The sequence below is a fragment of the Marinobacter sp. S6332 genome (assembly GCF_023016045.1).
Lineage (GTDB): Bacteria > Pseudomonadota > Gammaproteobacteria > Pseudomonadales > Oleiphilaceae > Marinobacter.
Window position 1 is genome coordinate 85747 of sequence record NZ_JALKAP010000010.1, and the last position, 24342, is coordinate 110088.

The 24342-nt window shown below is 53.2% G+C and carries 20 protein-coding genes and 1 riboswitch; of the genes, 8 read left to right on the top strand and 12 right to left on the bottom strand.

Annotated features, from left to right (window positions below; genetic code table 11):
• Positions 1-133 precede the first annotated feature (133 nt).
• Positions 134-2428, bottom strand: a complete 2295-nt coding sequence (ptsP, locus tag MWU62_RS14350) for a phosphoenolpyruvate--protein phosphotransferase (protein ID WP_247115552.1) — start codon at positions 2426-2428, stop codon at positions 134-136.
• A 15-nt stretch (positions 2429-2443) separates the two neighbouring features.
• On the bottom strand, positions 2444-2974 hold the full coding sequence (locus MWU62_RS14355) for an RNA pyrophosphohydrolase (RefSeq protein WP_247115553.1): 531 nt from the start codon (positions 2972-2974) through the stop codon (positions 2444-2446).
• 171 nt (positions 2975-3145) lie between these two features.
• On the opposite strand from MWU62_RS14355, the gene MWU62_RS14360 reads away from it, so the two are divergent.
• On the top strand, positions 3146-3802 hold the full coding sequence (locus MWU62_RS14360) for an HAD family hydrolase (protein ID WP_247115554.1): 657 nt from the start codon (positions 3146-3148) through the stop codon (positions 3800-3802).
• Positions 3803-3860: 58 nt separating this feature from the next.
• Here MWU62_RS14360 and MWU62_RS14365 read toward each other — a convergent pair whose 3' ends face one another.
• From MWU62_RS14365 to MWU62_RS14375, 3 genes are all read right to left on the bottom strand, one after another.
• Positions 3861-5057 carry a class I SAM-dependent rRNA methyltransferase gene (locus tag MWU62_RS14365; RefSeq protein WP_247115555.1) on the bottom strand — a complete coding sequence of 399 codons (1197 nt, stop codon included), beginning with the start codon at positions 5055-5057 and terminating at the stop codon, positions 3861-3863.
• Between the two features lie 309 nt (positions 5058-5366).
• A complete protein-coding gene (gene gcvH / locus MWU62_RS14370) occupies positions 5367-5759 on the bottom strand; it encodes a glycine cleavage system protein GcvH (RefSeq protein WP_247115556.1) in 393 nt (130 codons plus the stop codon).
• A gap of 44 nt (positions 5760-5803) precedes the next feature.
• The gene (locus tag MWU62_RS14375; RefSeq protein WP_247115557.1) at positions 5804-6694 is read right to left on the bottom strand and encodes a LysR family transcriptional regulator; all 891 of its coding nucleotides are present in this window, start codon (positions 6692-6694) and stop codon (positions 5804-5806) included.
• Positions 6695-6816: 122 nt separating this feature from the next.
• Here MWU62_RS14375 and metE point away from each other — a divergent pair, with 122 nt between their 5' ends.
• The gene (gene metE / locus MWU62_RS14380) at positions 6817-9138 is read left to right on the top strand and encodes a 5-methyltetrahydropteroyltriglutamate--homocysteine S-methyltransferase (RefSeq protein WP_247115558.1); all 2322 of its coding nucleotides are present in this window, start codon (positions 6817-6819) and stop codon (positions 9136-9138) included.
• Here the strand turns inward: metE and cpdA are convergent.
• The 4 genes from cpdA to thiC form a co-directional block, all read right to left on the bottom strand.
• Positions 9132-9938: a 3',5'-cyclic-AMP phosphodiesterase gene (gene cpdA / locus MWU62_RS14385; protein WP_247115559.1), complete on the bottom strand. Its 807-nt coding sequence runs from the start codon at positions 9936-9938 to the stop codon at positions 9132-9134. The two genes, metE and cpdA, sit on opposite strands and share 7 nt — an antisense overlap.
• Positions 9939-10171: 233 nt before the next feature.
• Positions 10172-10705: a DUF1249 domain-containing protein gene (locus tag MWU62_RS14390; RefSeq protein ID WP_247115560.1), complete on the bottom strand. Its 534-nt coding sequence runs from the start codon at positions 10703-10705 to the stop codon at positions 10172-10174.
• Between the two features lie 2 nt (positions 10706-10707).
• Positions 10708-11322, bottom strand: coding sequence for an NUDIX domain-containing protein (locus MWU62_RS14395; protein WP_247115561.1), 615 nt, complete (start codon positions 11320-11322; stop codon positions 10708-10710).
• A 338-nt stretch (positions 11323-11660) separates the two neighbouring features.
• A complete protein-coding gene (thiC, locus tag MWU62_RS14400; protein WP_247115606.1) occupies positions 11661-13538 on the bottom strand; it encodes a phosphomethylpyrimidine synthase ThiC in 1878 nt (625 codons plus the stop codon).
• Positions 13539-13628: 90 nt separating this feature from the next.
• Positions 13629-13745, bottom strand: a riboswitch (TPP riboswitch).
• Positions 13746-13950: 205 nt separating this feature from the next.
• On the opposite strand from thiC, the gene MWU62_RS14405 reads away from it, so the two are divergent.
• Complete coding sequence (locus MWU62_RS14405) at positions 13951-15327, top strand: TolC family outer membrane protein (protein ID WP_247115562.1); 1377 nt, start codon at positions 13951-13953, stop codon at positions 15325-15327.
• Positions 15328-15396: 69 nt separating this feature from the next.
• On the opposite strand, the gene waaA is transcribed toward MWU62_RS14405, so the two are convergent.
• Positions 15397-16650: a lipid IV(A) 3-deoxy-D-manno-octulosonic acid transferase gene (gene waaA / locus MWU62_RS14410; protein WP_247115563.1), complete on the bottom strand. Its 1254-nt coding sequence runs from the start codon at positions 16648-16650 to the stop codon at positions 15397-15399.
• Between the two features lie 123 nt (positions 16651-16773).
• Between waaA and lpxL the strand changes: the two genes are divergently transcribed.
• From lpxL to MWU62_RS14425, 3 genes are read left to right on the top strand one after another with little or no spacing between them, the layout of a single operon-like run.
• Positions 16774-17721, top strand: coding sequence for an LpxL/LpxP family Kdo(2)-lipid IV(A) lauroyl/palmitoleoyl acyltransferase (lpxL, locus tag MWU62_RS14415; RefSeq protein WP_247115564.1), 948 nt, complete (start codon positions 16774-16776; stop codon positions 17719-17721).
• Positions 17708-18685 carry an ELM1/GtrOC1 family putative glycosyltransferase gene (locus tag MWU62_RS14420; protein ID WP_247115565.1) on the top strand — a complete coding sequence of 326 codons (978 nt, stop codon included), beginning with the start codon at positions 17708-17710 and terminating at the stop codon, positions 18683-18685. The genes lpxL and MWU62_RS14420 overlap by 14 nt, the downstream gene beginning before the upstream one ends.
• Positions 18682-19782, top strand: coding sequence for a glycosyltransferase family 4 protein (locus MWU62_RS14425; protein ID WP_247115566.1), 1101 nt, complete (start codon positions 18682-18684; stop codon positions 19780-19782). Before MWU62_RS14420 ends, MWU62_RS14425 begins: the two co-directional genes overlap by 4 nt.
• Positions 19783-19805: 23 nt before the next feature.
• Here the strand turns inward: MWU62_RS14425 and MWU62_RS14430 are convergent, their stop codons facing one another.
• Together MWU62_RS14430 and MWU62_RS14435 are read right to left on the bottom strand one after the other, a co-directional pair.
• Positions 19806-20831 (bottom strand): ELM1/GtrOC1 family putative glycosyltransferase, encoded by a 1026-nt coding sequence (locus tag MWU62_RS14430; protein WP_247115567.1) that lies wholly within the window; start codon positions 20829-20831, stop codon positions 19806-19808.
• Positions 20828-21850, bottom strand: a complete 1023-nt coding sequence (locus MWU62_RS14435) for a glycosyltransferase (protein WP_247115568.1) — start codon at positions 21848-21850, stop codon at positions 20828-20830. The genes MWU62_RS14430 and MWU62_RS14435 overlap by 4 nt, the downstream gene beginning before the upstream one ends.
• Before the next feature lie 127 nt (positions 21851-21977).
• Between MWU62_RS14435 and MWU62_RS14440 the strand changes: the two genes are divergently transcribed.
• Both MWU62_RS14440 and MWU62_RS14445 read left to right on the top strand, forming a co-directional pair.
• Positions 21978-23393, top strand: coding sequence for a mannose-1-phosphate guanylyltransferase/mannose-6-phosphate isomerase (locus MWU62_RS14440; RefSeq protein WP_247115569.1), 1416 nt, complete (start codon positions 21978-21980; stop codon positions 23391-23393).
• Positions 23394-23441: 48 nt separating this feature from the next.
• Positions 23442-24341, top strand: a complete 900-nt coding sequence (locus MWU62_RS14445; RefSeq protein WP_247115570.1) for a glycosyltransferase family A protein — start codon at positions 23442-23444, stop codon at positions 24339-24341.
• Position 24342 lies beyond the last annotated feature (1 nt).

The following is a 24342-nucleotide window of genomic DNA, read 5'->3' on the forward strand; positions in this document are numbered from 1 at the left end:
TTTTCCGGATAAATAGCCAGATCAGATATTCTGGACTGTCTTACTCACAAAGTAGCAATCCGGTTTAGAATACGCACCCTATATTTAAAGGGCGGCACAATATGACACCATCTCTCTACCCCTAGGAGGCTGCCTACCCAGCTAGAGCTGCTGTTGTGGACATACTGGGCCGAAGGTAACGGCCAAAGCCCGCATTGCGCAACGCAAGATCCACACAACTCTTGATAACGTGAGGGGAGTCCAGCAATAGCACGTCTTTCAATAGCTTCACCGCCCACTCCCGGCTGACACTGCGAATAACGGATTTCACTTTTGGCAGGCTGGCCGCGTTCATGGATAGTGAGTCGTAGCCCATGGCCATCAGCAACAATGCGCCACCGGGATCCCCCGCCAGCTCACCACAAATGCCCACCGGTTTGCCCACCGCATGAGCATCCTGAGCTATTCGCACAAGCGCCTGCAAAACGGCGGGGTGATACGAGTGGTAAAGCTGAGCCACCCGGGGGTTGTTGCGATCTACTGCCAGCAGGTATTGGGTTAGGTCGTTAGATCCGACTGAAAGAAAATCAACACGATCGGCGATCTCGCGCACCTGATATACGGCAGCCGGTATCTCCACCATTACACCCACTTTGGGCATATGGATATCAAAACCTTCTTCCCGTACCTCGTGGTAAACCCGGTAAATCAGGTGCAGGGATTCCTCAACCTCGGAGATGTTGCTGACCATGGGCAACATAACTTGAAGATTGTTCAGGCCTTCACTGGCCTTGAGCATAGCCCGTACCTGAACAAGAAAAATTTCCGGGTGATCGAGCGTTACCCGGATGCCGCGCCACCCAAGAAACGGGTTCTCTTCCTCGATAGGGAAATAAGTCAGCGCTTTGTCGCCACCAATATCGAGGGTGCGCATGGTCACAGGGTTAGGCGCAAAGGCTTCCAGTTGCTCGCGGTAATACTGCCGCTGCTCCTGCTCCGACGGAAAGCGATCTTTAATCATAAAGGGCACTTCAGTACGGTAAAGGCCTATACCTTCTGCACCGTGAGACAAGGAGCGAACCACATCGGTCATCAAACCGGTGTTCACCAGCAAGGGAACACGGTGGCCGTCCGTTGTAATGCATGGTTTGTCTCGAAGCGCTTCCAGACCGCGATCCAGCTCGTCCTCTTCTTCACAAATAGCCTGAAAAAACGCCCTGAGATCTGAAGAGGGCGAAGCGAAAATCTGCCCCTCGAAGCCATCTACGATAAGCTCTTTGCCATCGAGCTGGTTAACCGGAATATCCACCAGCCCCATAACCGTTGGCACGCCCATGGCGCGGGCCAGTATGGCGACATGGGAATTACTGGAGCCTTTAACCGAGACCAAGCCGACTAACTGCCCCCGGGGCACTTCTCCAAGCATGGCCGGTGTAAGTTCTTCACTAACCAATACCGTGCGTTCAGGGTAGGTCAAATCCTCCTGCTCACCTTCCTGCAAATACGCAAGCAGGCGGCGACCAAGATCACGGATATCAACAGCCCTTTCCCGGAGATAGTGGTCGTCCATCATTTCAAAGTGGCGAACGTAATGCTGAACCACCTGTTTGAGAGCACCTTGAGCCCAGATACCTTCACGGATTCGGCTATTGACCTCACCAGGCAAGGCCTCATCACTTAGCATGCGCAGGTATACGTCAAACAGCGCCAACTCTTCCGGGCGCAAGGTTGATGTCAGCCGCCGAGCAACCTGTTCAATGTCTGCACAAACCGCTTGTACCGCTGACCGAAATAACTCCAACTCCTGATCAACGTCCTCCGCTGGCCTGTCAGGAACCACGTCTAGATCAGCCGCTGGATAAACCACAACACCATGGCCTATCGCCACACCAGGCGCGCCGGGAACACCATTGAAGCTTACGTCGCGGGCCTCCTCGCCGGTCAGGGAGAGGCCGCTGATAGCACCCGTCGCTTCACTGTGGGCAATAACGCCCGCCAGTTGGGCCGAGACCGTCACCAGAAATGCCTCTTCACCTTCATCGAAGCACCGGGAACTCTCCCTCTGCTGCACAACCAAAACGCCAAGCACACGGCGATGGTGAATGATGGGAACCCCGAGAAACGAGCGGAAACGTTCTTCGCCGGTTTCGGGAAAATAACGGTAGCGTGGGTGAGACGGGGCGTCTTCCAGGTTGATCGGCTCTTCTCTGGAACCCACTAGACCCACAAGCCCCTCTGAGTGGGCGAGGCTTACCTTACCCACGGCTTTTGGATACAGGCCTTCGGTTGCCATCAAAATATAGCGATTGGACGCTGGATCTAGCAAGTAAACAGAGCAGACCTCGGTGTTCATGGCCTTTTGCACCCGCGACACGATAATACCCAGCGCTTCCGAAAGATCTCGGGCACTGTTTACCTCTTGTACAAGACTTCGCAGAATGCTCAGCATGGGCGTGTTAGTCCGTCATTTCGCTTGATCCTTTAAACGCCGGTTATGCTCGCTCCTGTGCCACTGCTCCATATTATAGAACAGCCTTGGTGCGAGCTCTCTCAGCGCACGTCGATATACTTCACGCTTAAAGGAAACCACCTGTCCCAGCGGATACCAGTAGCTTACCCACTGCCAGCCGTCGAACTCGGGTGAATCCGTACCGTCAACGCGCACTCGCGCATCGGGTGATAACATCCTCAGCAGGAACCATTTCTGTTTTTGGCCCACGCAAACGGGGTGCGAGTTGTGCCGTACCATTCTTCGGGGAAGGCGATACCTGAGCCAGCCCCGGGTACAACTGATGATTTCGACATCATTGGCGCTTAAGCCAATTTCCTCTCCAAGCTCCCGATACAGTGCTTCTTCCGGCGTTTCTTCAAAATGGATGCCGCCTTGGGGAAACTGCCAGGAGTCTTGCCCTATTCGCCTTGCCCAGAGAACTTCTCCCTGATGGTTGGCCAGAATGATTCCGACGTTGGGTCTGAAACCGTCTGAATCGATCACGGCACAGTCCTCTTAGTAAAGTCGGCAGACCGGTCAAATATTTGCCGGTCGGATTTTTCCAAGTTGCGCTCATTCTTACAGAATCCCAACACTTCGGCAAACGCAGCTGAACTATAGCGGCCGTGGTAAGATACCGGTTTTGGCTAGCCCTGTTTCCTTGGAGGTAATCGCTTGACGCTCGCAATTTTTGATCTCGACAACACCCTGTTGGCTGGTGACAGTGATCATGCTTGGGGTGAGTTTTTGGTAGAGGAAGGTATTGTTGATGCCGAAGCCTATCGCAAAGCTAATGATCGCTTTTATGAAGAATACTTGAATGGCGAGCTCGATATACTGAACTACCTAAGATTTGCTCTTCAGCCCCTTTCGATTCACAACATGGATGAGCTTCTGGACTGGCGAGGCAAGTTTATGGAAAAAAAAGTGCGCCCCATGCTGCAGCAGAAGGCTGGCAAACTTTTAGACAGCCACCGCGAGCGCGGCCACACCCTGATGATTATCACGGCCACCAACCGCTTTGTGACCGAACCTATTGCCGAAGTGTTGGGCATTGACCATCTTATCGCCACTGAACCAGAAATGGTCAACGGCCGCTACACAGGCGAAATCGCTGGCACCCCAAGCTTTCAAGAAGGCAAAGTTGTTCGTTTAAACGACTGGCTGGCTGTTACAGGTCAAAGCCTGAACGGCGCCTGGTTCTACAGCGACTCGCACAACGACTTGCCGTTGCTTAAGAAGGTGGAGAATCCGGTGGCGGTTGACCCGGATTCGAAACTGGAGGCGTTCGCCAAAAGCAAAGGTTGGCGTGTTATGACTCTCCGCGATTGAATTCCCGCTGAAGAGACACTGGCCCGCCCTCTCTTCGAGAGCGGGCTCAAAGTTGATGTTACATAAAACTGGTCAGGGAGCGTACAAAGCAGGATTTGATGTAGTCAGTTTCGGGAATCCCAGGAATGATCGGATGATCTGGCGCCTGATGCCCCTGCTCCAGAAGCTGCACAAAGCGATCAATTTTGCGCCCGCTGCCCCGAATGATATCCACCAGCTTCTCCTGAGAGAGATGCATGGAGCAAGAGGCAGACACAAGAATTCCGTCCCTATCCAGCAGCCGCAAGCCAAGCTGGTTTAAGCGCGCATAGGCCTGCTCTCCGGCTTTCTGGTCGCGACGACGGGGAATAAAGGCGGGCGGATCCAGCACGACGATATCGTACTTTTCCTTTTCTTCCGCTAACGCTTTCAAGGCATCAAACGCATCGCCCTCAATGGTTTCCACATTTTCGAGACCATTGAGCTTCGCGTTATGGTGGACCGAATCAATGGCAGTGGAAGAACTGTCCACGCAGGTAACCTGAGTTGCGCCGGCGCTGGCTGCCTGAATGCCCCAACCACCCACGTAGCTGAATACGTCCAGCACCCGCTTGCCCGGTGCGTAAGCTTGAAGACGCTGGCGATTCATGCGGTGATCGTAAAACCAGCCTGTCTTCTGGCCGCCTTCAAGCGGCACCTCAAATCGAACGCCGTTTTCTTCTACTTCAAGCAGCGCCGCTTCCGGGCCATGGGCCTGCTCAACATAAGCGTCCAACCCCTCAACGCTACGCATCTTGCCGTCGTTTTTGAGAATGATGGCCTTCGGATGCGCCAGACGTTGAACCGCCCGAACGATGGACTCCTTCATCTGCTCCATGCCAGCTGTGGAGATCTGCACCACCACCGTATCGCCAAAGCGATCCACCACCAGCCCTGACAAGCCGTCGCTATCGCCAAATACCCAACGATAGAAGGGTTTATCGAATAATCTGTCGCGCAACGCCAGCGCCGTTTCCATCCGCTGGGTTAATCGGTTTGGCGTCATGCCTTGTGCCGCATCACGGCTAATCAGACGGCCACAAATGAGAGCGTGGGGGTTTACGAAAACGACCCCGAGTGGTTTGTCATTGGAAGCCCGCAGCTCGGCCTGTGTGCCTGCTTCAAACTGCGTTAGAGGTGAGCGCTGAATATCCACTTCGTTGCTGTAAACCCAAAGGTGGCCGGCCCGAAGCCTGCGCTCGGCGCCTTTGCGTAGATATAAAACAGGGAAATTCATTGCTGCCACCTAGGGTAGAGAAAAATAGGGCGGGAATTATACATTAACTGACGATACCCACACACGGGTCGGGAACGCAGTCGGGGCGCAGCTCCCAAAACACGCTGTGAATACGTCCGTGTACGCTTGGCTCCGCCCTTTAGCGCTTACTGCTCCTGCGTCGCGCTAAAGGTCCGGGGCAAGCCGTCCATGGCTTGCCCGTGAAGTGCTTCGCACTCCACCCATGGCTCCGCACAGTTTTGGGAGCTGCACCCCGACTGCTTCGACACTGGAGTGTGCCTATAACTGCTCTCGAACCAGAGCCAACAATTACTCAGAGACAGCTACATGCTCAGCGTAGGCATCGGCATCCATCAGTCCATCAAGCTCACCCTTGTCAGCAAGCTTTACTTTAAACATCCAGCCATCACCGTAAGGGTCTTCGTTAACCTTCTCCGGCTCATCCTCAAGAGACTCGTTAATCTCGATAACCTCACCGGTTACCGGGCTGAACACGTCAGATGCAGATTTCACAGATTCGGCAACGCCGGCTTCTTCGCCACCGGTAACGGTATCGCCAACGTCCGGAACGCCAATGTACACCACATCGCCCAACTGCTCCTGAGCAAAGTCGGTAATGCCTACTGTGGCAGTGCCGTCGGCGTCTACGCGCACCCACTGATGGGTTTCAATGTACTTCAGATCGGGAGGTGTTTCGCTCATAAGGGTAATTCCTGACAAATTTTTTGGGCAGTGTAACCGAAACCTTAGCGCCAGCGAACCTCTCTCGCCAGCTTCATGAAGGAATCCATGTATTGCACCCCCACATCGCGCTCACGGCGGCCCAGAAATATTTGTTTGGCGATGCCGTCCTTACCTAGTTTTACCGGAACTATGCCCAGTCGGTCGCTGTATTCGGTTACCAGCCAGCGGGGCAAAGCTGCCACCCCACGCCCTGCAGCAACCATTTGCAGCATAATATCGGTGGTCTCGATGGTTTTGTGGCGCGCCGGGCGCATGTTTGCGGGCACCAGCAGATAATTGAACACGTCCAACCGCTCAATGGCTACAGGATAGGTAATTAGTGTTTCTGGTTCGAGATCGGCAGCCTCTGCCCAAGGCTTGCCAGCCAGAACGTGATTGGCCGCCACCACCAGCACCTGTTCGTAATCAAAAACCGGCTCAAACACTAAGCCCGGCCTGTGTAATGGATCCGGGGTTACCAGCATATCGATATCGTGGCCAAACAGTGCACCGATTCCGCCGAACTGAAACTTCTGTTTTACGTCCACATCCACTGATGGCCACTGCTTAAGGTAGGGACCTACAACCTTCAACAGCCATTGATAACAGGGGTGACACTCCATGCCGATACGAAGTGTACCCGACTGCCCTTTGGCAAACTGGCCGATCAACATTTCCGCATGCTCAAACTGTGGCAACAGGCGGTTGGCCAGCGCCAACATGTGGTTGCCAGCCTGAGTCAGACGTAGCTGCCGCCCTTCCCGGAGCCAAATTGGGGTTCCCAGTTGTTGCTCCAATTTACGAACAGAGTGGCTCAGTGCGGACTGAGTGAGATGGAGGCGATTCGCTGCTGCTGTCAGGGAGCCCTCCGCCTCTACAGCTCGAAGAACTTCCAAGTGATGACGCTCAATCATTTCCCGATCCATGATTAGAATTAATGGCAGCTTGAAATAATACCATTATTTTTCATTAAACCTTAAAGCTAACCTAACCACTCCTATCAACAGCCTACTAAACACTGAATCAGGGGTTCGGAATGACCACAACACACAACCTCGGCTACCCGCGCATCGGCGCCCGCCGCGAACTTAAATTTGCTTTGGAAGCCCTCTGGCATGGCAATTCTAGCGAACAAACCCTGCAAGAAACGGCCGCAGGATTACGGGAACAGAACTGGCAAGAGCAGGAGAGCCTATCGCTGGCGCCTGTGGGCGATTTTTCGCTGTACGATCAGGTTCTGGATATAAGCGCCACGCTCGGCAACTTGCCTGAACGGGCCAGCGCTCAGAATGGCTCCGATCTGGACGCGTATTTTCGTGTTGCGCGGGGCCGCTCGCCAAACGATAGCGCCTGCTGCAGCGTACATGCGGGAGAAATGACCAAATGGTTCGACACCAACTATCACTACATAGTGCCGGAGTTCGATGCGGGTACAAGCTTTAGCCTGAACGCTGATCGCATTCTGGAGCAACTCGCCGAAGCCCGAGCACAAGGCATTAACGCCAAGCCGGTCATCATCGGACCGGTTACTTACCTTTGGCTGGGCAAGGCCAAGGATGACTCCGATCGCCTGAACCTGCTGAACAAGCTACTGCCAGTCTACACTGAACTGCTAACCAAGCTTGCTGAAGCCGGGGCCGAATGGGTTCAAATTGATGAACCAGCACTGGTTACAGAGCTGGACGCTGACTGGCGGCACGCCTTCATCCTCGCCTACCACGAGCTGAAAACAGCACCGGTAAAATTGTTACTGACAACCTATTTCGGGGAGCTCAGAGAAAACCTGCAACTGGCTTGCGAGCTGCCGGTAGCGGGCATTCATTTGGATGCTATCAGCGCACAAGGTGAAGTTGCACGGCTGGCGGACTGGCTGCCAGCCCACAAGGTACTGTCTCTCGGTGTTATCAACGGACGTAACATTTGGAAAACCGACCTAAGCGCAACACTTGATTTGCTGGAACCCTTAAAAGAAAAGCTGGGAGAGCGGCTATGGCTCGCGCCTTCATGTTCCCTGCTGCATGTTCCCGTTGATCTAGAGAGTGAAACCACGCTGGATTCGGAGGTCCGTAACTGGTTGGCCTTTGCACGGCAGAAGCTGCAGGAGTTGAATACGCTGGCCAAAGCACTGGATGACGGCCGTGAATCGGTCGCGCAAGAGCTGAACGCAAACCAAAAGGCCATCGCGAGCCGCCGCCAATCTTCGCGGGTTCACAACCCCGCGGTTTCAAAGGCATTGGCAGCCATTACGCCAGAGCATGGTCAGCGCAAGAGCCCATTCAGAGCTCGGACTAAGTTGCAGCAAGAGCGATTCCAGCTGCCAGCGTACCCAACCACAACCATTGGCTCATTCCCGCAGACCCCCGAGATACGGGAGGTTCGCAAAGAATTCCGCCAGGGAAACTTGAGCCAACAGAACTACACTGCGCGAATTCGCGAAGAAATTGTTTACTGCGTTGAGCAACAGGAAGCGCTTGGCCTGGATGTACTGGTGCATGGCGAAGCCGAGCGTAACGACATGGTGGAGTACTTTGGTGAGCAGCTGGAAGGCTATGTGTTCAGCCGCTTTGGTTGGGTACAGTCTTATGGCTCTAGATGCGTAAAACCACCGATTCTTTTCGGTGACATAAGCCGCCCCAAAGCCATGACTGTAGATTGGACCACCTACGCCCAATCTCTGACGAGCAAGCCTATGAAGGGCATGCTAACCGGTCCGGTGACGATCCTGAACTGGTCCTTTGTGCGTGACGACCAGCCGCGTAAAGACACCTGTCTACAGTTGGCTTTAGCCGTACGTGAAGAAGTGCAGGATTTGGAAAAAGCAGGAGTAGGGATTATTCAGATTGACGAAGCGGCCCTGCGTGAAGGCCTGCCTTTGCGACAATCAGATTGGAATAGCTATCTGGAATGGGCCATAGAATCCTTCCGCATCAGCGCCAACGGCGTGCAGGATAACACTCAGATTCACACACATATGTGCTATTCCGAGTTCAACGACATTATTGACGCCATTGCTCGCATGGATGCGGACGTCATTACCATTGAAACATCACGGTCGGCCATGGAGCTTCTGGACGCGTTCAAAGGCTTCGAATATCCCAACGATATTGGCCCGGGCGTTTACGACATCCACTCACCGAACATTCCGCAAGTTGAGCAAGTGACAGACTTGATGAAAAAGGCTGCCGAGCGGATTCCAGCGGAGCGGTTGTGGGTCAACCCGGATTGCGGTTTGAAAACGAGGCGTTGGGAAGAAGTTATACCCGCGCTCAAGGCTATGGTCGCTGCAGCACAGCAACTGCGGGCGCAAAGCCAAGAGAGTAATTCTGTGAAACAGGAGACTGTAGAAGCCGTTCAGTAACCCGAGCTGCTCTGATCAAGCTCGAACTCGAAGTCCAGAGCCCGGCACACTTCAGTTGAGAAGTTGCCGGAGCTATGGAGCTCAAACCAGCGATATCCGGGCGCCAAGTCTTCTACGGAAAACTTGCGCGAGCCGGAAGTAAATTGAATACAGGTGGAAGGGCTAGCCAGTAGCTTCACACCGTTCCTCTGCTGCTCGTGGGTCTGATGGATGTGCCCCCACAGCACAATCTTTACTTGCGGGAAGCGGTCAACTAACTGCCAGAAGTCTTCACGATTTTTAAGACCAATATTGGCCATCCAATCGGTGCCAATATCAACAGGGTGGTGGTGTAGCGTGATAAGCGCTGGCATCTCCGGATGCTGTTCAAGCATCTCAGCCAAAAAATCCAGCTCGGACTCCGCCAGCTCTCCATGCACTTTACCTGGAACCGATGAGTCCAGAAGAATAAACTGCCAACCACCTTGAATAATGTGACGACGATCTGCACCGCAGCGCGCTGCAACGGCCCTCAGGCTCGCAACCTGATCATGATTTCCAGCAATCCATGCAGATTCGCAACTAAAAGCGCCAAGTCGATCAGCCAAAACCCGATAAGCTTCTTCCGAACCATCCTGAGCGAGGTCGCCCGTGGCTAGGATGAGATCCGGCTGCCCGTGGGATCTGAGTACCTCGGTTATAACGGCGTCCAGACTGTCGCGAGTGTTTACACCCAGCAATGCACCATCAGCGTTCGCCATCAGGTGTGGATCGGTTAACTGCAGTACCCGAAGCGGTCGGGCGGTTTCCTTGGAAGTCATGATTCTTATCGGTCTGCTTGCGGTCATCCATTGAGGAACAGATTCATGGGCTACCACCTAACTCAGGCTCCCATGGCTCACATACAAGTGTACGTTGTCAGCTTCCGAATTTATCACTTGCGACTGGAACCGGCGTCACATTCTGGCTCAACGCCAGTAATTTATTGCCGTTTTTGCCAACTCAATGCGCCTTTACAAGTGTACGGTTTTACCTCAGTAGCGGGCAAGCCAGATTAATCAGCGCTTTTTCCCGCACTCTTCTCAGCATTCTCTCCGGCGCTATCTACGGCATTTTCAGCGCCGGTCCAGGCCGCATGTTCAAGAGGCAAGTGGCCGAACCGAAGGCAGTATTCCAACCAATCGGCAAGAAACCCGTTCACCTGAGTTTTTTCATCCGGGTGATGCATAAAGCGATTGGGATAATCGTTGACTGGTGCGATTTGTGTATCACGATAGCAGCTAATAACCTCGGCCATCACCGCATCGTGGTATACCCGAACCGTCATCTGTGGATTGTTAAGCCAGCGACCCTTGTTGTGGATCTGTTCAAGCAGGAGGGTTTCGGTGTAGCGGGCGGTTTGCAGCACTTGAATTCGAACGCGTCCTAGGTATTCGTTTTCTCGGTGCAGCTCGATTTCACATACGGGCTCATCGTCTACCCTCAGCTGGCGCAGTCGGCTAAGCCGATGGTAATTGCCCTCACACAAAGCGCCCAGTTGACGCAGGTCTGGCACGTAGCGCTTGGGTTTCATTGCCCATTCGTTCATAACTACCATCCTGCCCGCAACCTTGTACGATTTAACTCCAGCCATTGAAGGGCAATGATTGCAGCTGCGTTGTTGATGCGACCATCGGTAATCATGGCGATGGCGTCGTCTGCAGATACGACATGAGCTCGTATATCTTCGCTTTCCTCTTCCAGACCAAACAAGCCCCCCGCAGATTCGGTACTTACTTTCCCGCAATACAAATAGACCATTTCGGTAGTGCCGCCCGGAGAGACCAAGTAATCGCAAATTTTTTCCAATTTGCTAAAGCTTAGGCCCGCCTCTTCCTCTGCCTCTCTTTGTGCTACCTCTTCGCTTGATTCGCCGTCTTCGTTCATTCCGGCGACCAGTTCCAGCAACCAAGGAGATTGCTCGCGCCCGAGTGCGCCGAGGCGAAACTGCTCAAGCAGCACAACTTCGTCTCTTTCAGGGTCGTAGGGGAGTACGCAGGTGGCGTCGCCGCGAATGAAGAGTTCGCGGGTAAACTGTGGCATGCTTCGGCCATCAAAGCGCGGGTGTGTCAGCCATAGCTTGTCCATGCGGAAGAAGCCTTGAAAGACGGTTTCGCGCTTTTCGATTTTGACGTCGCTGGCTTTAAACTGGAACGGCTTTGTCATGCTTTGCTCTGTTTGACTTGGGTTTTGCACGATAGCCGGTTGGTGTTGTTTATTGCAAGCCTGCTTTGGGTGCAAGACAGCTGTGGGCGAGCGCTTCCCAAAACACGCTGTGGATACATCCCTGTACGCTTGGCTACACCTCTCACTACTTAGTGCTCCTGCGTCGCAGTGAGAGTCCTGGGCTGGCCATCCTTGGCCAACCCGTGAAGAGCTCTTCGCTCTTCACCCATGGCTTCGCACAGTTTTGGGAAGCCTTTCCCCACACCTGCCCCATAGTTATGAGCAATACGCTGGCAAGCGCAAATCCTTAGTGCGCTGCGCCGCCAGCTTATTGAAAGTTAAACCTTATCGTAAAGCTTACTTCCAGACTCCACGAATTCCCGGGACTTTTCTTTCATGCCTGCATCCACCGCAGAAATCTCATCAATACCATGCTCTGCCGCGTAGTCGCGAACTTCTTGGGAGATTTTCATGGAGCAGAATTTCGGGCCGCACATGGAGCAGAAGTGTGCCACTTTGGCGGAGTCCTTCGGTAGGGTTTCATCGTGGAAAGCTCGTGCGGTGTCTGGGTCGAGGCCAAGGTTGAATTGGTCTTCCCAACGGAATTCGAACCGGGCTTTGGAAAGAGCATTATCGCGTATTTGGGCGCCGGGGTGCCCTTTGGCCAAGTCAGCGGCGTGAGCGGCGATTTTGTAGGTGATGATGCCGGTTTTTACGTCGTCTTTGTTGGGCAGGCCCAAATGTTCTTTTGGAGTCACGTAGCAAAGCATGGCACAACCGAACCAGCCAATCATGGCAGCGCCAATGCCGGATGTGATGTGGTCGTAGCCCGGAGCTATGTCGGTAACCAAGGGGCCAAGTGTGTAGAAGGGTGCTTCGTCACAACATTCCAGCTGTTTATCCATGTTCTCTTTTACTAGGTGCATGGGTACGTGGCCGGGGCCTTCGATCATGCACTGAACATCGTGCCTCCAGGCGATTTTGGTGAGTTCACCTAGGGTTTCCAGTTCGCCAAACTGGGCAGCGTCGTTGGCGTCGGCTATGGAGCCGGGGCGCAGACCGTCGCCGAGGCTGAAGGAAACGTCGTAAGCCTTCATGATTTCGCAGATGTCTTCGAAGTGCTCGTACAAGAAGCTTTCTTTGTGATGGGCCAAACACCACTTCGCCATGATGGAGCCGCCACGAGAGACAATACCCGTGGTGCGCTTGGCGGTCATGGGTACGTGGTGCAAGCGCACGCCAGCGTGGATGGTGAAGTAGTCTACGCCCTGCTCTGCTTGCTCGATTAAGGTGTCCCTAAAGATTTCCCAAGTAAGGTCTTCGGCAACACCGCCGACCTTTTCCAGAGCCTGATAGATGGGCACTGTGCCAATAGGCACCGGTGAGTTTCGAATCAGCCATTCGCGGGTTTCGTGAATATTCTTGCCGGTGGAGAGGTCCATGATGGTGTCGGAGCCCCAACGTATGCCCCATGTGAGTTTTTCCACTTCTTCCTCGATTGACGAGGTGACCGCTGAGTTGCCGATGTTGCCGTTGATTTTCACCAGAAAATTGCGGCCGATGATCATGGGCTCGGATTCGGGATGGTTGATGTTGGCCGGGATAATCGCCCTACCTCGAGCAACCTCACTGCGCACAAACTCGGGGGTAATTTCCTTTGGAATGCTGGCGCCGAAGGATTGGCCGGGATGTTGATCATCTGCCAAGCCCTGCTCCCGAGCTTCCTGTAGTTTCATGTTTTCGCGAATGGCGATGTATTCCATCTCTGGTGTAATAATGCCGTTGCGGGCGTAATGCATCTGGGTAACGTTCCTACCTTCAAGCGCCCGCAGTGGTTTGCGCTCATCCATGAAACGAAGCGGATCAAGCTGTGGGTCTTTCATGCGACGGCGGGTATATTCAGAGGTGTAACCTGACAAGGGTGCGGTGTCTTCACGCTCGGCTATCCATGCGGCACGGATGGCGGGAAGCCCTTTGCGTAGATCAATGGTCGCGTTGGGGTCACTGTAGATGCCCGAGGTGTCGTACACCATCACCGGCGCATTTTTCTCACCACCTAATTCTGTGGGTGTGTCCTGTACGGTAATTTCACGCATAGGCACCCGTAGGTCGGAACGGCTACCCTGTACGTATATTTTGCGCGATCCTGGCAACGGCTGTATCGCGGCGGAATCTACGCGGGCGGAATCACTGAGGTAAGTTGGTAGATCTGTCATCATTCGCTCCCGGAACATTGTTTTGGTATTCGGGTCGCGCATGACGGAGAGAGCAGTTCTGCCTTTATTTAATCGGCAGCATTGGCTCTTCGATGGTCTGGTCTCAATCCCTACGCCGGTATTATCCGGATCAGGTCGCGGGTTCTGCGTTGCAATCTCAGCCGGTGGCCCAAATACGTTAGGCCGCCAGCACCCCGTCAAGACGCGAGTCTGTAATGCATAGCACCCAAAGTGAGTGCTGTTTGCAAGTGTAGAGCTGAGCGCAATTATTGTCCATAATGACCGGTCTGTTTAGGCCGGTACGACTTTCCATGCCATTACCGATGCCAGATCCATAATATCTGTAGATATCCGGCATCCCTGTTGAGCGCCTCGAAAAGGCGCAGACGCGCACATGTACTCAGGAGTAACAATGAAAAAACGATTGCTTTCCGGACTTGTTGGCCTCTTGGCGGCACAGCCCGCCCTTTCCCTGGATCTGGTAGAGACCTACGAGAAAGCACTCTCCTACGACTCTGGTATTGCAACAGCGCAGGCCAGATTCGAATCGCAGCAGGCATCGAGTGATATCAGCCAGAGCGCTTTGCTGCCCCAAATTGGCGCCTATGGCGATGCCCAACATATTGATATTGATGGCCCCAACCAAGACAACAGCTATCGCGAGCTAAAATACGGCCTTCAACTGACACAGCCTCTGTTTCGCGCCGACGCATGGTTTCGCTATGACGCCAGCCAGTTTCAAACAGATTCAGCGCGTGCTCAGTACAATCTGGCCCAACAGCAACTGATTCTTGACGTCGCAACTGCTTACTTTAACGTTTTGCGTGCGCAAGATACGGTCATGACCTCTCAGGCCACCGAGGCAGCAATCCAGCGCCAATACGAGCAAGCTCAAGAGCGTTTTGATGTGGGCCTTATCGCCATTACAGAAGTGTACGAAGCTCGCGCCAGCTACGACGACAGCAGGAGCTTGCGCATTGCGGCAGAAAACCAAGCCAACATTGCCAAGGAGCAGTTGGCCCGATTGACTGGCGAATACACGAACGAGCTGGAGAACCTGCGCCAGAATTTCCCTCTTGGCAGTCCGGAGCCCATGGACCCGGCTGCGTGGGAAATGACCGCGCTGGAGCAAAACTGGTCTATTCAGTCTGCCATGTATGATCTGAACGCCAGCGAATCCGGGCTAAAGCAAGCCAAGGCGGGCCACTACCCCACATTGGATCTCAGTGCGTCTTATGGCAAGTCAGATGTGCATGGGGTTGAACAGAATACTCCGCAGTCTCCGCGGGATGGCGAAACAACTCAGGGTATTATCGCGCTGAACCTTAAGGTTCCTTTGTACACGGGCGGCGGTACTCAAGCCGGGGTACGCCAGCAGCGGTCCTTGGTGACCGTAGCGGAACAGTCGCTGAATACCGTTCGCCGCGATGTGCGTGTTAATACCCGCAGCCTGTTCCTGACGATCAACAACAATATTGAAACAGCTTCAGCTCTGGAGCGCACCATCATCTCCCGTCGTAGCGCACTCGATGCCACTCGTGCGGGTTATGACGTAGGCACCCGGAATATTGTTGAAGTACTGGATGCGGAACGAGCTTACTACGTGGCTCTGAGAGATTACGCCAACGCACGCTACGACTACGTCATCAACATGCTTCAGCTAAAACAGGCTGCAGGCACCCTCAGCCCGAGGGATTTGATTGAATTGAACAATTGGCTTAGCGCCAACGCACCGGGCATTGAGGCTCTCGCCAATGATAAAGAAACCCTGAAGGACCCGACCCTCTAGGTTAATCTTCAGCACTCGGCAAATGAATGAAACAGGGTGTGGAACCCAGCTTCCGCACCCTGCCTCCCATCACACCCTCGCAATGATTCCATCAACAACCCTATCCAGCGCACCCTTGTTCTTGTTGACCACCGAGAGCGCCCGCTGACCACTCGCCTGTCGCTCATCAGCATTGCTGAACAAAGCTGACAAGTGATGAAAGAGTTCATCGCTGTTGCCGACCATGGTCACACCGCCATCGTCAAGGAGCCTTTGATAGATCGTTTCAAAGTTGAACACGTGATGCCCGGAAACCACCGGAATGCCCCAGCCTGCGGGCTCTAAAGGGTTGTGACCGCCGCGCTGAATCAGCGAACCACCAACAAAAGCCACGTCACTGGCACCATAAAGCATCATCAACTCACCCATGGTATCGCCGAGATAGACTTGGGCACCTGAGAAATCATCGCCCAACGAGCGCCGCGCCAGAGAGAACTCATACTGAAGAACCAAATCCGCCACGGATTCAAACCGCTCGGGGTGGCGTGGCACGATAATCAAAAGTGCTTCAGGTTGATCGCGCAAAAGTTGTTTATGCGCTGCCAATAACTGGGCATCTTCGCCCTCATGGGTGCTGCCAGCAACCCATACAGGGCGGTTAGATAGGGACTGTTTTAACTGCAGTGATTCTTGGCGTACCGCCTCGGGTATATCCACATCAAATTTGACACTGCCAGTAACGGCAACTTTAGAGGCAGCCACCCCTATTCTGCGAAAGCGCTCTGCATCCTTTTCAGCCTGAGCAGCCACCCAACTGATACTGCGCATAATCGGCGCAACCAGGCGCTTAACACGCTCGTAACCCTGTGCAGAACGCTCGGAGAGCCGCGCATTGATAAGGAATACCGGCACGCCTCTGGAGCGGCTTTGGCGAATCATGTTTGGCCATATTTCCGTTTCCATAATGACCAGAATTCTGGGATTAACCCGGTTGAGAAAGCGGCGTATAGACCCAGGGGTATCGTAGGGTGCGTAGGCATACTGAACTTGGCTGCCAAACATTTTCATCGCCTGCGTGAGGCCTGTGTCTGTCATGGCTGTCATCAAGACGGTAATATCGGGATTGCGGGCGAGCAGCCGCCGCACCATGGGCGCCGCGGCAATCGTCTCACCTACCGACACAGCATGTACCCAGACAACCGTGCCACTGGCCCGAGGCACAAAGCCCACACGCTGCTGCCAATTCACCCTTAGCTCCGGCGTCTCTCGGCCTTGCCACCACAGCCTCAGAAGAATAAACGGCAGCACCAAGCGTATAAGCTGTGAATAAATAAATTGAAGCACACAGGACCCCCAGAAAACTAAGTGCGATATCATATCGTAAAGCCTAATCATTTGCTTCCGACTCACTCTTCCGGGCAGCATAGGCTAAGCAATGATCCACTGAGCTTGCAGGGCAGATTTCAAGTGACCAAGACATACCGCCGCCAGGCGCGCAATACAGACTACTCAGCCTACCGCCACCCCCGCTGGTGGCCGACCTGGATTGGGGTTTTTGTCATGTGGTGCTCAGCACAACTCCCTATCCGCGTTCAGTGGTGGTTAGGCAAGTGCATAGGGCTTCTTGCGTTGCGGCTAACCAAAAAACGACGTCACATCGCTGAGATTAATATACGCCTGTGCTTCCCCGAGCTTCCAAAAGCACAGCAAGATGCATTAGTTCGCAACACCTTTATCGCAAACGGCATTGGTGTAATGGAATTAGGAATAGCCTGGTTCCGAAACCCTGCAAAGTTAACAGACATAACGGAAGTTCATGGCAAAGAGCATCTTGATAATGCCTTGGCCGAAGGCAAAGGTGTGTTGCTACTCGGGGGCCATTACAGCACTCTGGATTTAGGGGGCAGTTTGGTTACCGAGTACATAGAAGCTGACGTGATGCAGCGGGATCACAACAATCCCCTGATGAACGCCGTTATGACCCGGGCAAGGGAGCGCCGCTATGAGACGGTTCTTGGCGCACGAGATCTGCGTGGTTTGTTCCGCAGCCTTCGTAACAACCGCACGGTGTGGTATGCCGCAGACCAAGACTACGGCCGCAAAGATATTGTTTTCGCGCCTTTTTTTGGAGTGCCAACGGGCACCATTACGGCCACCTCCCGTATTGCTGCACGCAGCCACTGTAAAGTAGTCCCGTTCAGCCACTTCCGGCGGCAGGATAAACCGGGCTATGACATATACTTCCACCCTCCTCTGGACCCATTTCCCAGCGGCGACGACATGCAGGACGCAACCGAAATCAACCAGATTCTTGAGCGAGAAATCCGCCGCGCACCAGACCAATATCTCTGGATGCACCGCCGTTTCAAAACGCGGCCAGACATAAACGATCCGGGCTTTTATGGGGACAAATAACACCTCTGCGGCACCTGTAATATGGTTGCTTACAGACAACAAGCCCGGGCACCGGAATCAGCTAAAAGGTCTGGGTAACCGATTGCAGGTTAAAGCTGGCGCCAGCTTGTTCTGGATTTCAACCCAAAATACTAAGGTTCCGCTTTGGCGGGCGTTACTCGCAATTCCCCCTTCGCTGGACCCGTCGCTCCCCGAGCCCAATCTGGTTATTGCTGCGGGCTCCGGCACACATAGGCTTTTGCTCTCACTAAGAAGGCGCAGAAACGCTAAGACGCTGGTGATCATGAAACCCGGCTTCCCGCGCCAGTGGGTCGATGGTGCCATAATTCCTGCCCATGATGGCGTAGCACAAGACCAGAAAACGCTGATCACCGAAGGCGCCATAAACACCGTAACGCCACTTGCCAGAATTACTGACAAACCGGAGGCTCTGTTATTACTTGGGGGGCCATCTGCACATTTTGACTGGGACGGCGACGTTGTACTCGGGCAAGTGGCTCACCTGATCGGCGAGTACCCTCAGTGGCGCTGGACGATCACAACTTCAAGGCGAACACCAGAAGCGCTCAAAACAAAAATTGGTGAGTTTTCAAGCGCCAAAATTACAGTGGTTACCCCTGAGCAGACACATGAAAATTGGCTCAACCATCAAATCGCTGCATCCCGAGCCATTTGGGTAACACCAGACAGCATGTCCATGGTGTGCGAGGCAGCAACATCGGGGGTACCAACCGGGCTGTTCCAGCTGCCAGAACTTTCCGGAAGCCGTGTTGCAAACGGCATATTGGAGTTAGTAAAAGCGGGTTATGTGGCACGTTGGAGTGATCATGCTGCGGTAATGGCAGGCAAAACCGGTCAGGAAAAAGCTCTTTGGGAAGCGGATCGGGCTGCCGAGTGGGTGATACAACGCTGGCTTGCCCCTGATACCCGAAAGCGATCAAAACCAAAGAGGGAGAACTCTTGAAAATCCTTCAGGCACTGCCGGCCCTTAACAGTGGCGGAGTAGAAAGAGGCACCGTCGAGTTTGCTGCGGACCTTGTACGGCACGGCCACGAGTCCTTTGTCGTTTCCAATGGCGGCCCTCTAGCGAAACGCCTTGAGGAACAAGGCTCAACTCACATTGGAATGCCCATCCATCGCAAGTCACCGGCGTCGTTCGGGCAAATCCGCCCCATGCGAACCCTGATTCAAGAGCTGCAGCCAGACATTATTCACGTGCGCTCACGCATGCCGGCTTGGATTGTGCGCCTTGCATGGAAGGGGTTACCCACGCATCAACGGCCAGGGATTGTTTCAACCTTTCACGGCATGTACTCCGTTAATCCGTACAGCGCCATCATGGCAAAATCCGATCAGGTGATTGCAGTATCCAATTGCGTGCGGAACTACATCATCCAAAACTATCAGGTTCCAGAGCAAAAACTGACGGTAATTCAGCGCGGTGTGGATGTGGATTATTTCCAGCGCAGAGAATTGAACGAGGCATGGCGTCAGGCTTTGGTAACGAAGTTTCCCGAACTTGAAGACAAACGCATTCTGATGATGCCCGGGCGCATTTCGCGCTGGAAAGGCCAGTTGCAGTTTCTTGAAGCCATGCAGGAGATCACCCGCAAAAATCCAGATTGCCACGGTATTATTGTGGGCGGAGCAGAACCGGGCAAAGAGCGTTTTATGCAGGAGCTTGAGCGATATAGGGAGAAGCTTGGGCTTGCCAACAAGGTGACGTTTCTGGGGCAGAGAGACGACATGGCAGAGCTATACCTCTTTGCCGATCTGGTGTGCCACATGTCCACCAAGCCGGAACCTTTCGGCCGCACAGTGACAGAAGCCCTGTCCTCCGGAACACCGGTGGTTGCCTTTAATCGAGGCGGCGCCGCAGAAACATTACAAGCCTGTTTTCGCGACGGGCTGGTAACACCGGATGATACCCGTGAGTTCGCGCAGGTAGCCCTCAAACTGTTACAGGGCAGAACTCCAGCAATTAACATTCCATACCGTTTTCGGCTTCAGGCGCAAACCGAGTCTACGCTCGATATATACCAGAGATTGGTGCAACAATAACCCGATAAAGAGCGGGCCCGCAATTACCGAAAGCGTTGCAGAGAGGGGATCAGTTTTTCTAATTGAGAAAGCACCAAATCACCGGCGCGATTGTCTTTATTGGCGTTACTTGGCAGACTAGGCACACCTGATCCCAACTGGTGCAGATTACAGTATCCCGCCTCCTGAAAGCGCAGAAGGGCTTTACGGTGGCGTTCACTTGGCCTTGCATTGCCTGGTTCCAAAACAACGGTTGGCTTTTGGCTCGCAATTGCTTCATTAACCATCATCATGCTGTCCCCCGTGACAAAAACGGCATCCGCCGCGCCAAGATAGCTGCTCATTACTTTTTTCGGTTCATTGCCCCACCAAACGGAGTCTGCCAACACTGACTGCGGCAACGCCTTTCTCAGCAACTGCTCACCTGTATTGCCCGTGCGCCGCGAGGTCGTAACAAGCCACCGGCAACCGTCTCGATCAGATAAATCCGCGACCAGCTCACCAAGTTGCCGCCATGTAGCTTCTTCATAAACAAAGCCTGACCCCGCACCACCAACAATAAGGCTGTAGAGCGGTTGTTGTGCCTGCTGCTGCACACTGTCTTGTAGCAAACGGCCCTTGCGGCTTTGCTCGCTCAGATTGGTTCCCGTTGGAACCAGATCCATAACGATATTGTGCGGCTCTCCGGTCGGCTCAAGGGTTAGGTGTGCTGCAAAGTCATTTGAATGTAGCCTACGGCTTGAACCCAAAAACACATTCGGCACAGACCACTTTCGTGCCAAGGCAATATTCAAAAACGAAGTATTCCCGCCCGCAGAGATGATCAGATCCGGCGGTGTGCCATCAAGACCATTTGTACGATAAAAAGCCTTGCCAACATTGGCACCTATGCCACGCACTTTGAACGCATAAGGCAAAAAAACACGAGCCGCTGGCCTCGCACGTAAACTGACCGTTTGCTCAGAGCAAACTAACTCGTATCGCTTCGACAACCAGTGCACCAAGCCCCGCGCTTGATTAACATGGCCGGGGACGCCATCTGATAAAATCAGCACCTTCAATTTGGTCACTTACGGCCCATTACCTCCTGATAAATATTGAACGTTTCGGCAACCATATTATCGACCGTTAACGCCTGACGAGCCCAATCAAACAGTGCAGCCTGATCCTGCTTAGCCCTTTCAAGGTTTTGTGTCAGCCAGCTCAATCTATCGCTGAGCGCGCCAACATTATCGCACTCAACTAAATACTCAGGTGGCAGCACCTCCTCAGCACCAGGCACTCTTGTAGATAGCACGGGCAGACGGCTCAACAACGCCTCTGCCAACGCATAACTAAACCCTTCGCGATGAGAGGCGAACACAAGCAAGTCCGCAACCTGCATCATTGCCCGGACATCAGAGCAAAAGCCCGCCAGCTTTACGCACTGCTCCAAGCCTCTGTTGCGAATCATGCTTTCCAACTTTGGCCGCTCAGCTCCCTCTCCAACAATAATTAATTGCCCATGGCGGGGCTGCCACGCTGAAATCAGATTATCAAAGGCCTTGGTAGGTACCAACCGACCGACTGACAGGGTTATTGGAAGATGTGGGTTCAAGTCGAAAGTTTGCGCAAAAGCGGATCGGTCAACCGCCTGCTCGGAATAAGGTTTCATACCGTTATAAACAACCCGCACATCAGGGTGTGTAAGATTGGAAACCACACCCTTACTGACACCTATCACTGTTTGCATCCTGGCAAACATTCCAGTCGAACGCTTACTATTATGAATAGTCCCCATTCGATACCCGGGAACTACGGCCCTAATCTGTGCCAGCATTTCAACCGCTTTGTTAGCTTGGGCATGAACGATATCCGGAGCTTCTTGTCGTAAAATCCAAGCAAGATGCGCTAACAATAGCGGATTACGGCGCCCTCCACTCAGGTCGAGCGGGATATGCTTCACAGACGACTCGAAGCGGCTACGGTATTTTTTATGACCTATGGCGACCAGTTGACAGCCAGCGCCCGCCAAGCCGTTACTAAGCTCAACGAAATGGCTCTCAAGACCACCGTCTCCATCTCCGGCCATGACCTGACATACTTTCATCAACAACCTCTTTGTATTAGTCAGGAGAATTGGCGCAACCCCTAACTGCCAGACAGAGCAGCCTGTGTTAATATTCCGCCTTTCGAAGATGCCAATGCTGACTGAAAGCTACACTTGGAGCAATTGCATGATCTATCCCGTCATTATGGCTGGCGGCACCGGCTCGCGACTTTGGCCGCTGTCACGGCAACTTAACCCAAAACAGTTTCTCAAGCTGGCCGACGGCCCGCTTTCGATGCTGCAGAGCACAGTGGCCAGACTTGACGGAATAGACGCTCGCAAGCCACTGCTGATCTGCAATGAGGAACATCGCTTTTTGGCGGCAGAGCAAATGCGACAGTCCGGACTTGAAGACAGCTGCATTATTCTTGAGCCTTGCGGTCGGAACACCGCCCCTGCCATCGCGCTGGCAGCACTGCGCCTTTGCGAAAGCAGCGATAGCGATGACCCGCTGATGCTGGTACTTGCCGCTGACCATCTCATCAAGGATGTAGAGGCTTTTCAACAAGGCGTCACAAAAGCGATACCTTTAGCCAAAAAAGGCAAGCTTGTGACCTTTGGAATTGTTCCCCATCAACCGGAAACCGGTTACGGATACATACACCGTGGCAACGAAATTTCTGCCGATTGCTACTCCGTTGATGGCTTTGTGGAAAAGCCAGATAGTCAAACAGCGAAGGCCTATCTTGAATCGGGAGAGTATCTCTGGAACAGCGGCATGTTTATGTTTGGTGCCCAGCAATACCTGAACGAGCTTGAGTTGCACCGCCCGGATATTCTCAAAGCCTGCCGCGCTGCCATGGCAGACACCGATGAAGACCTCCACTTTATACGGATAAACTCTGAGCTGTTCGCCAGTTGCCCCTCCGAATCCGTCGACTACGCCGTTATGGAAAAAACCGATCACGCTGCGGTTGTCTCTCTCGACGCTGGGTGGAGCGATATAGGCTCCTGGTCCGCTCTTTGGGAAGTTAGCGATAAAGACGCTGACGGCAATAGCCTGAGCGGTGACGTGATAGCTCTCCAAGCCAGCAACACCCTTGTGCGTGCAGACAGTAGGCTCGTCGCAACTATTGGTGTCGATGATCTCGTTATTATCGAAACCAAAGACGCGGTTCTTGTTGCTCGCAAAGACAAGGTTCAGGAAGTAAAAGCAGTGGTCGAGCAAATCCGCAATGATGGCCGGCACGAGCATATGAACCACCGCGAGGTCTATCGCCCCTGGGGCGTTTATGACTCCATAGACAGTGGCCACCGTTATCAGGTCAAGCGAATCACTGTGAAGCCTGGCGCCAAGCTTTCCGTGCAGATGCATCATCACCGCGCGGAACACTGGATTGTCGTCAGCGGCACTGCAAAGGTAACAAACGGAGAAAAAACCTATCTGGTCACTGAAAATCAGTCCACTTATATCCCGATAGGACAGGTGCATTCTTTGGAAAACCCGGGCGTTATCGATTTAGAGCTAATTGAAGTGCAGTCAGGATCCTATCTCGGTGAGGATGATATTGTGCGGTATGAAGACCGATACGGTAGAAAGTGAGGCTTTAAGTCTGCCTAACAAAGAGACCAAACAATCTAAGGGGTCGCAATGATCTTCTGCATCTTTTCTTTCAATAGGGGCCAGTTCCTAGAAAACTGCATCCGCTCCATTGAGAGTTGCGCCCCAGGCCACCCCATCACGATTTTTGATGACAACAGCGACGACCCTGAAACAATACGAGTACTCGAAAACTATAGTAAGACGCACGACGTCATTCGACCCGATCAAAATGCAAAATCGCGTCATCACCTTGGTGGGCTCTATGGCAACATGCAGCTGGCCTTCGAAAAATTTCGCCATGCTGACTTAGTCTGTTACCTGCAAGATGACACTCAAATGGTGCGAAAATTGGGTGACGACGACTTTGCTAAAATTGAACACGCTTTTACCGCAGAGCCTTCGCTCGCCTTTATAAGCCCATGCTTTATTCGCGGAATTAATTTTACTAAGAACGCCCAATACTCCTATAACTCTGGGCTTGGGCTCTATTTCAAGGAATCCACACCGCGCAGTTCAGGCGCCTATTTTTCCGCACTGCTCATAATGAAGCCCCAACGCCTGGTATCCGCCAAATGGACATTTTCTCACTCAGAGCCGGAAAATAATAAAGTAGCGGCCAAAGCTTTTACACTAATGGGCTACCTTCATGCCCCATTTGCTATGTGGCTGCCTGAGGTTCCAGCATATCGCGGCAAGAAAAAGACGATCGGTTTAAAGCTTGCTGAAAAAAAGAGAAACTGCGGTTACTATCCGTTTGCACTGATGTCAGAACAGGAAAGCACGTCTCTTAAACATAGAGACAGTCACAAGCTACCTATTGCAGAAGACTTTTTGCGCTGTGATGGTTTTGAACCACCAAAACCATGGGCCTATAATCCGCTGGCGAATACTGGCTGGCTGAAACCCTTAAATCAGCTTGAGGTGAGCGTCCGTCGTTTATTAAAGTAAC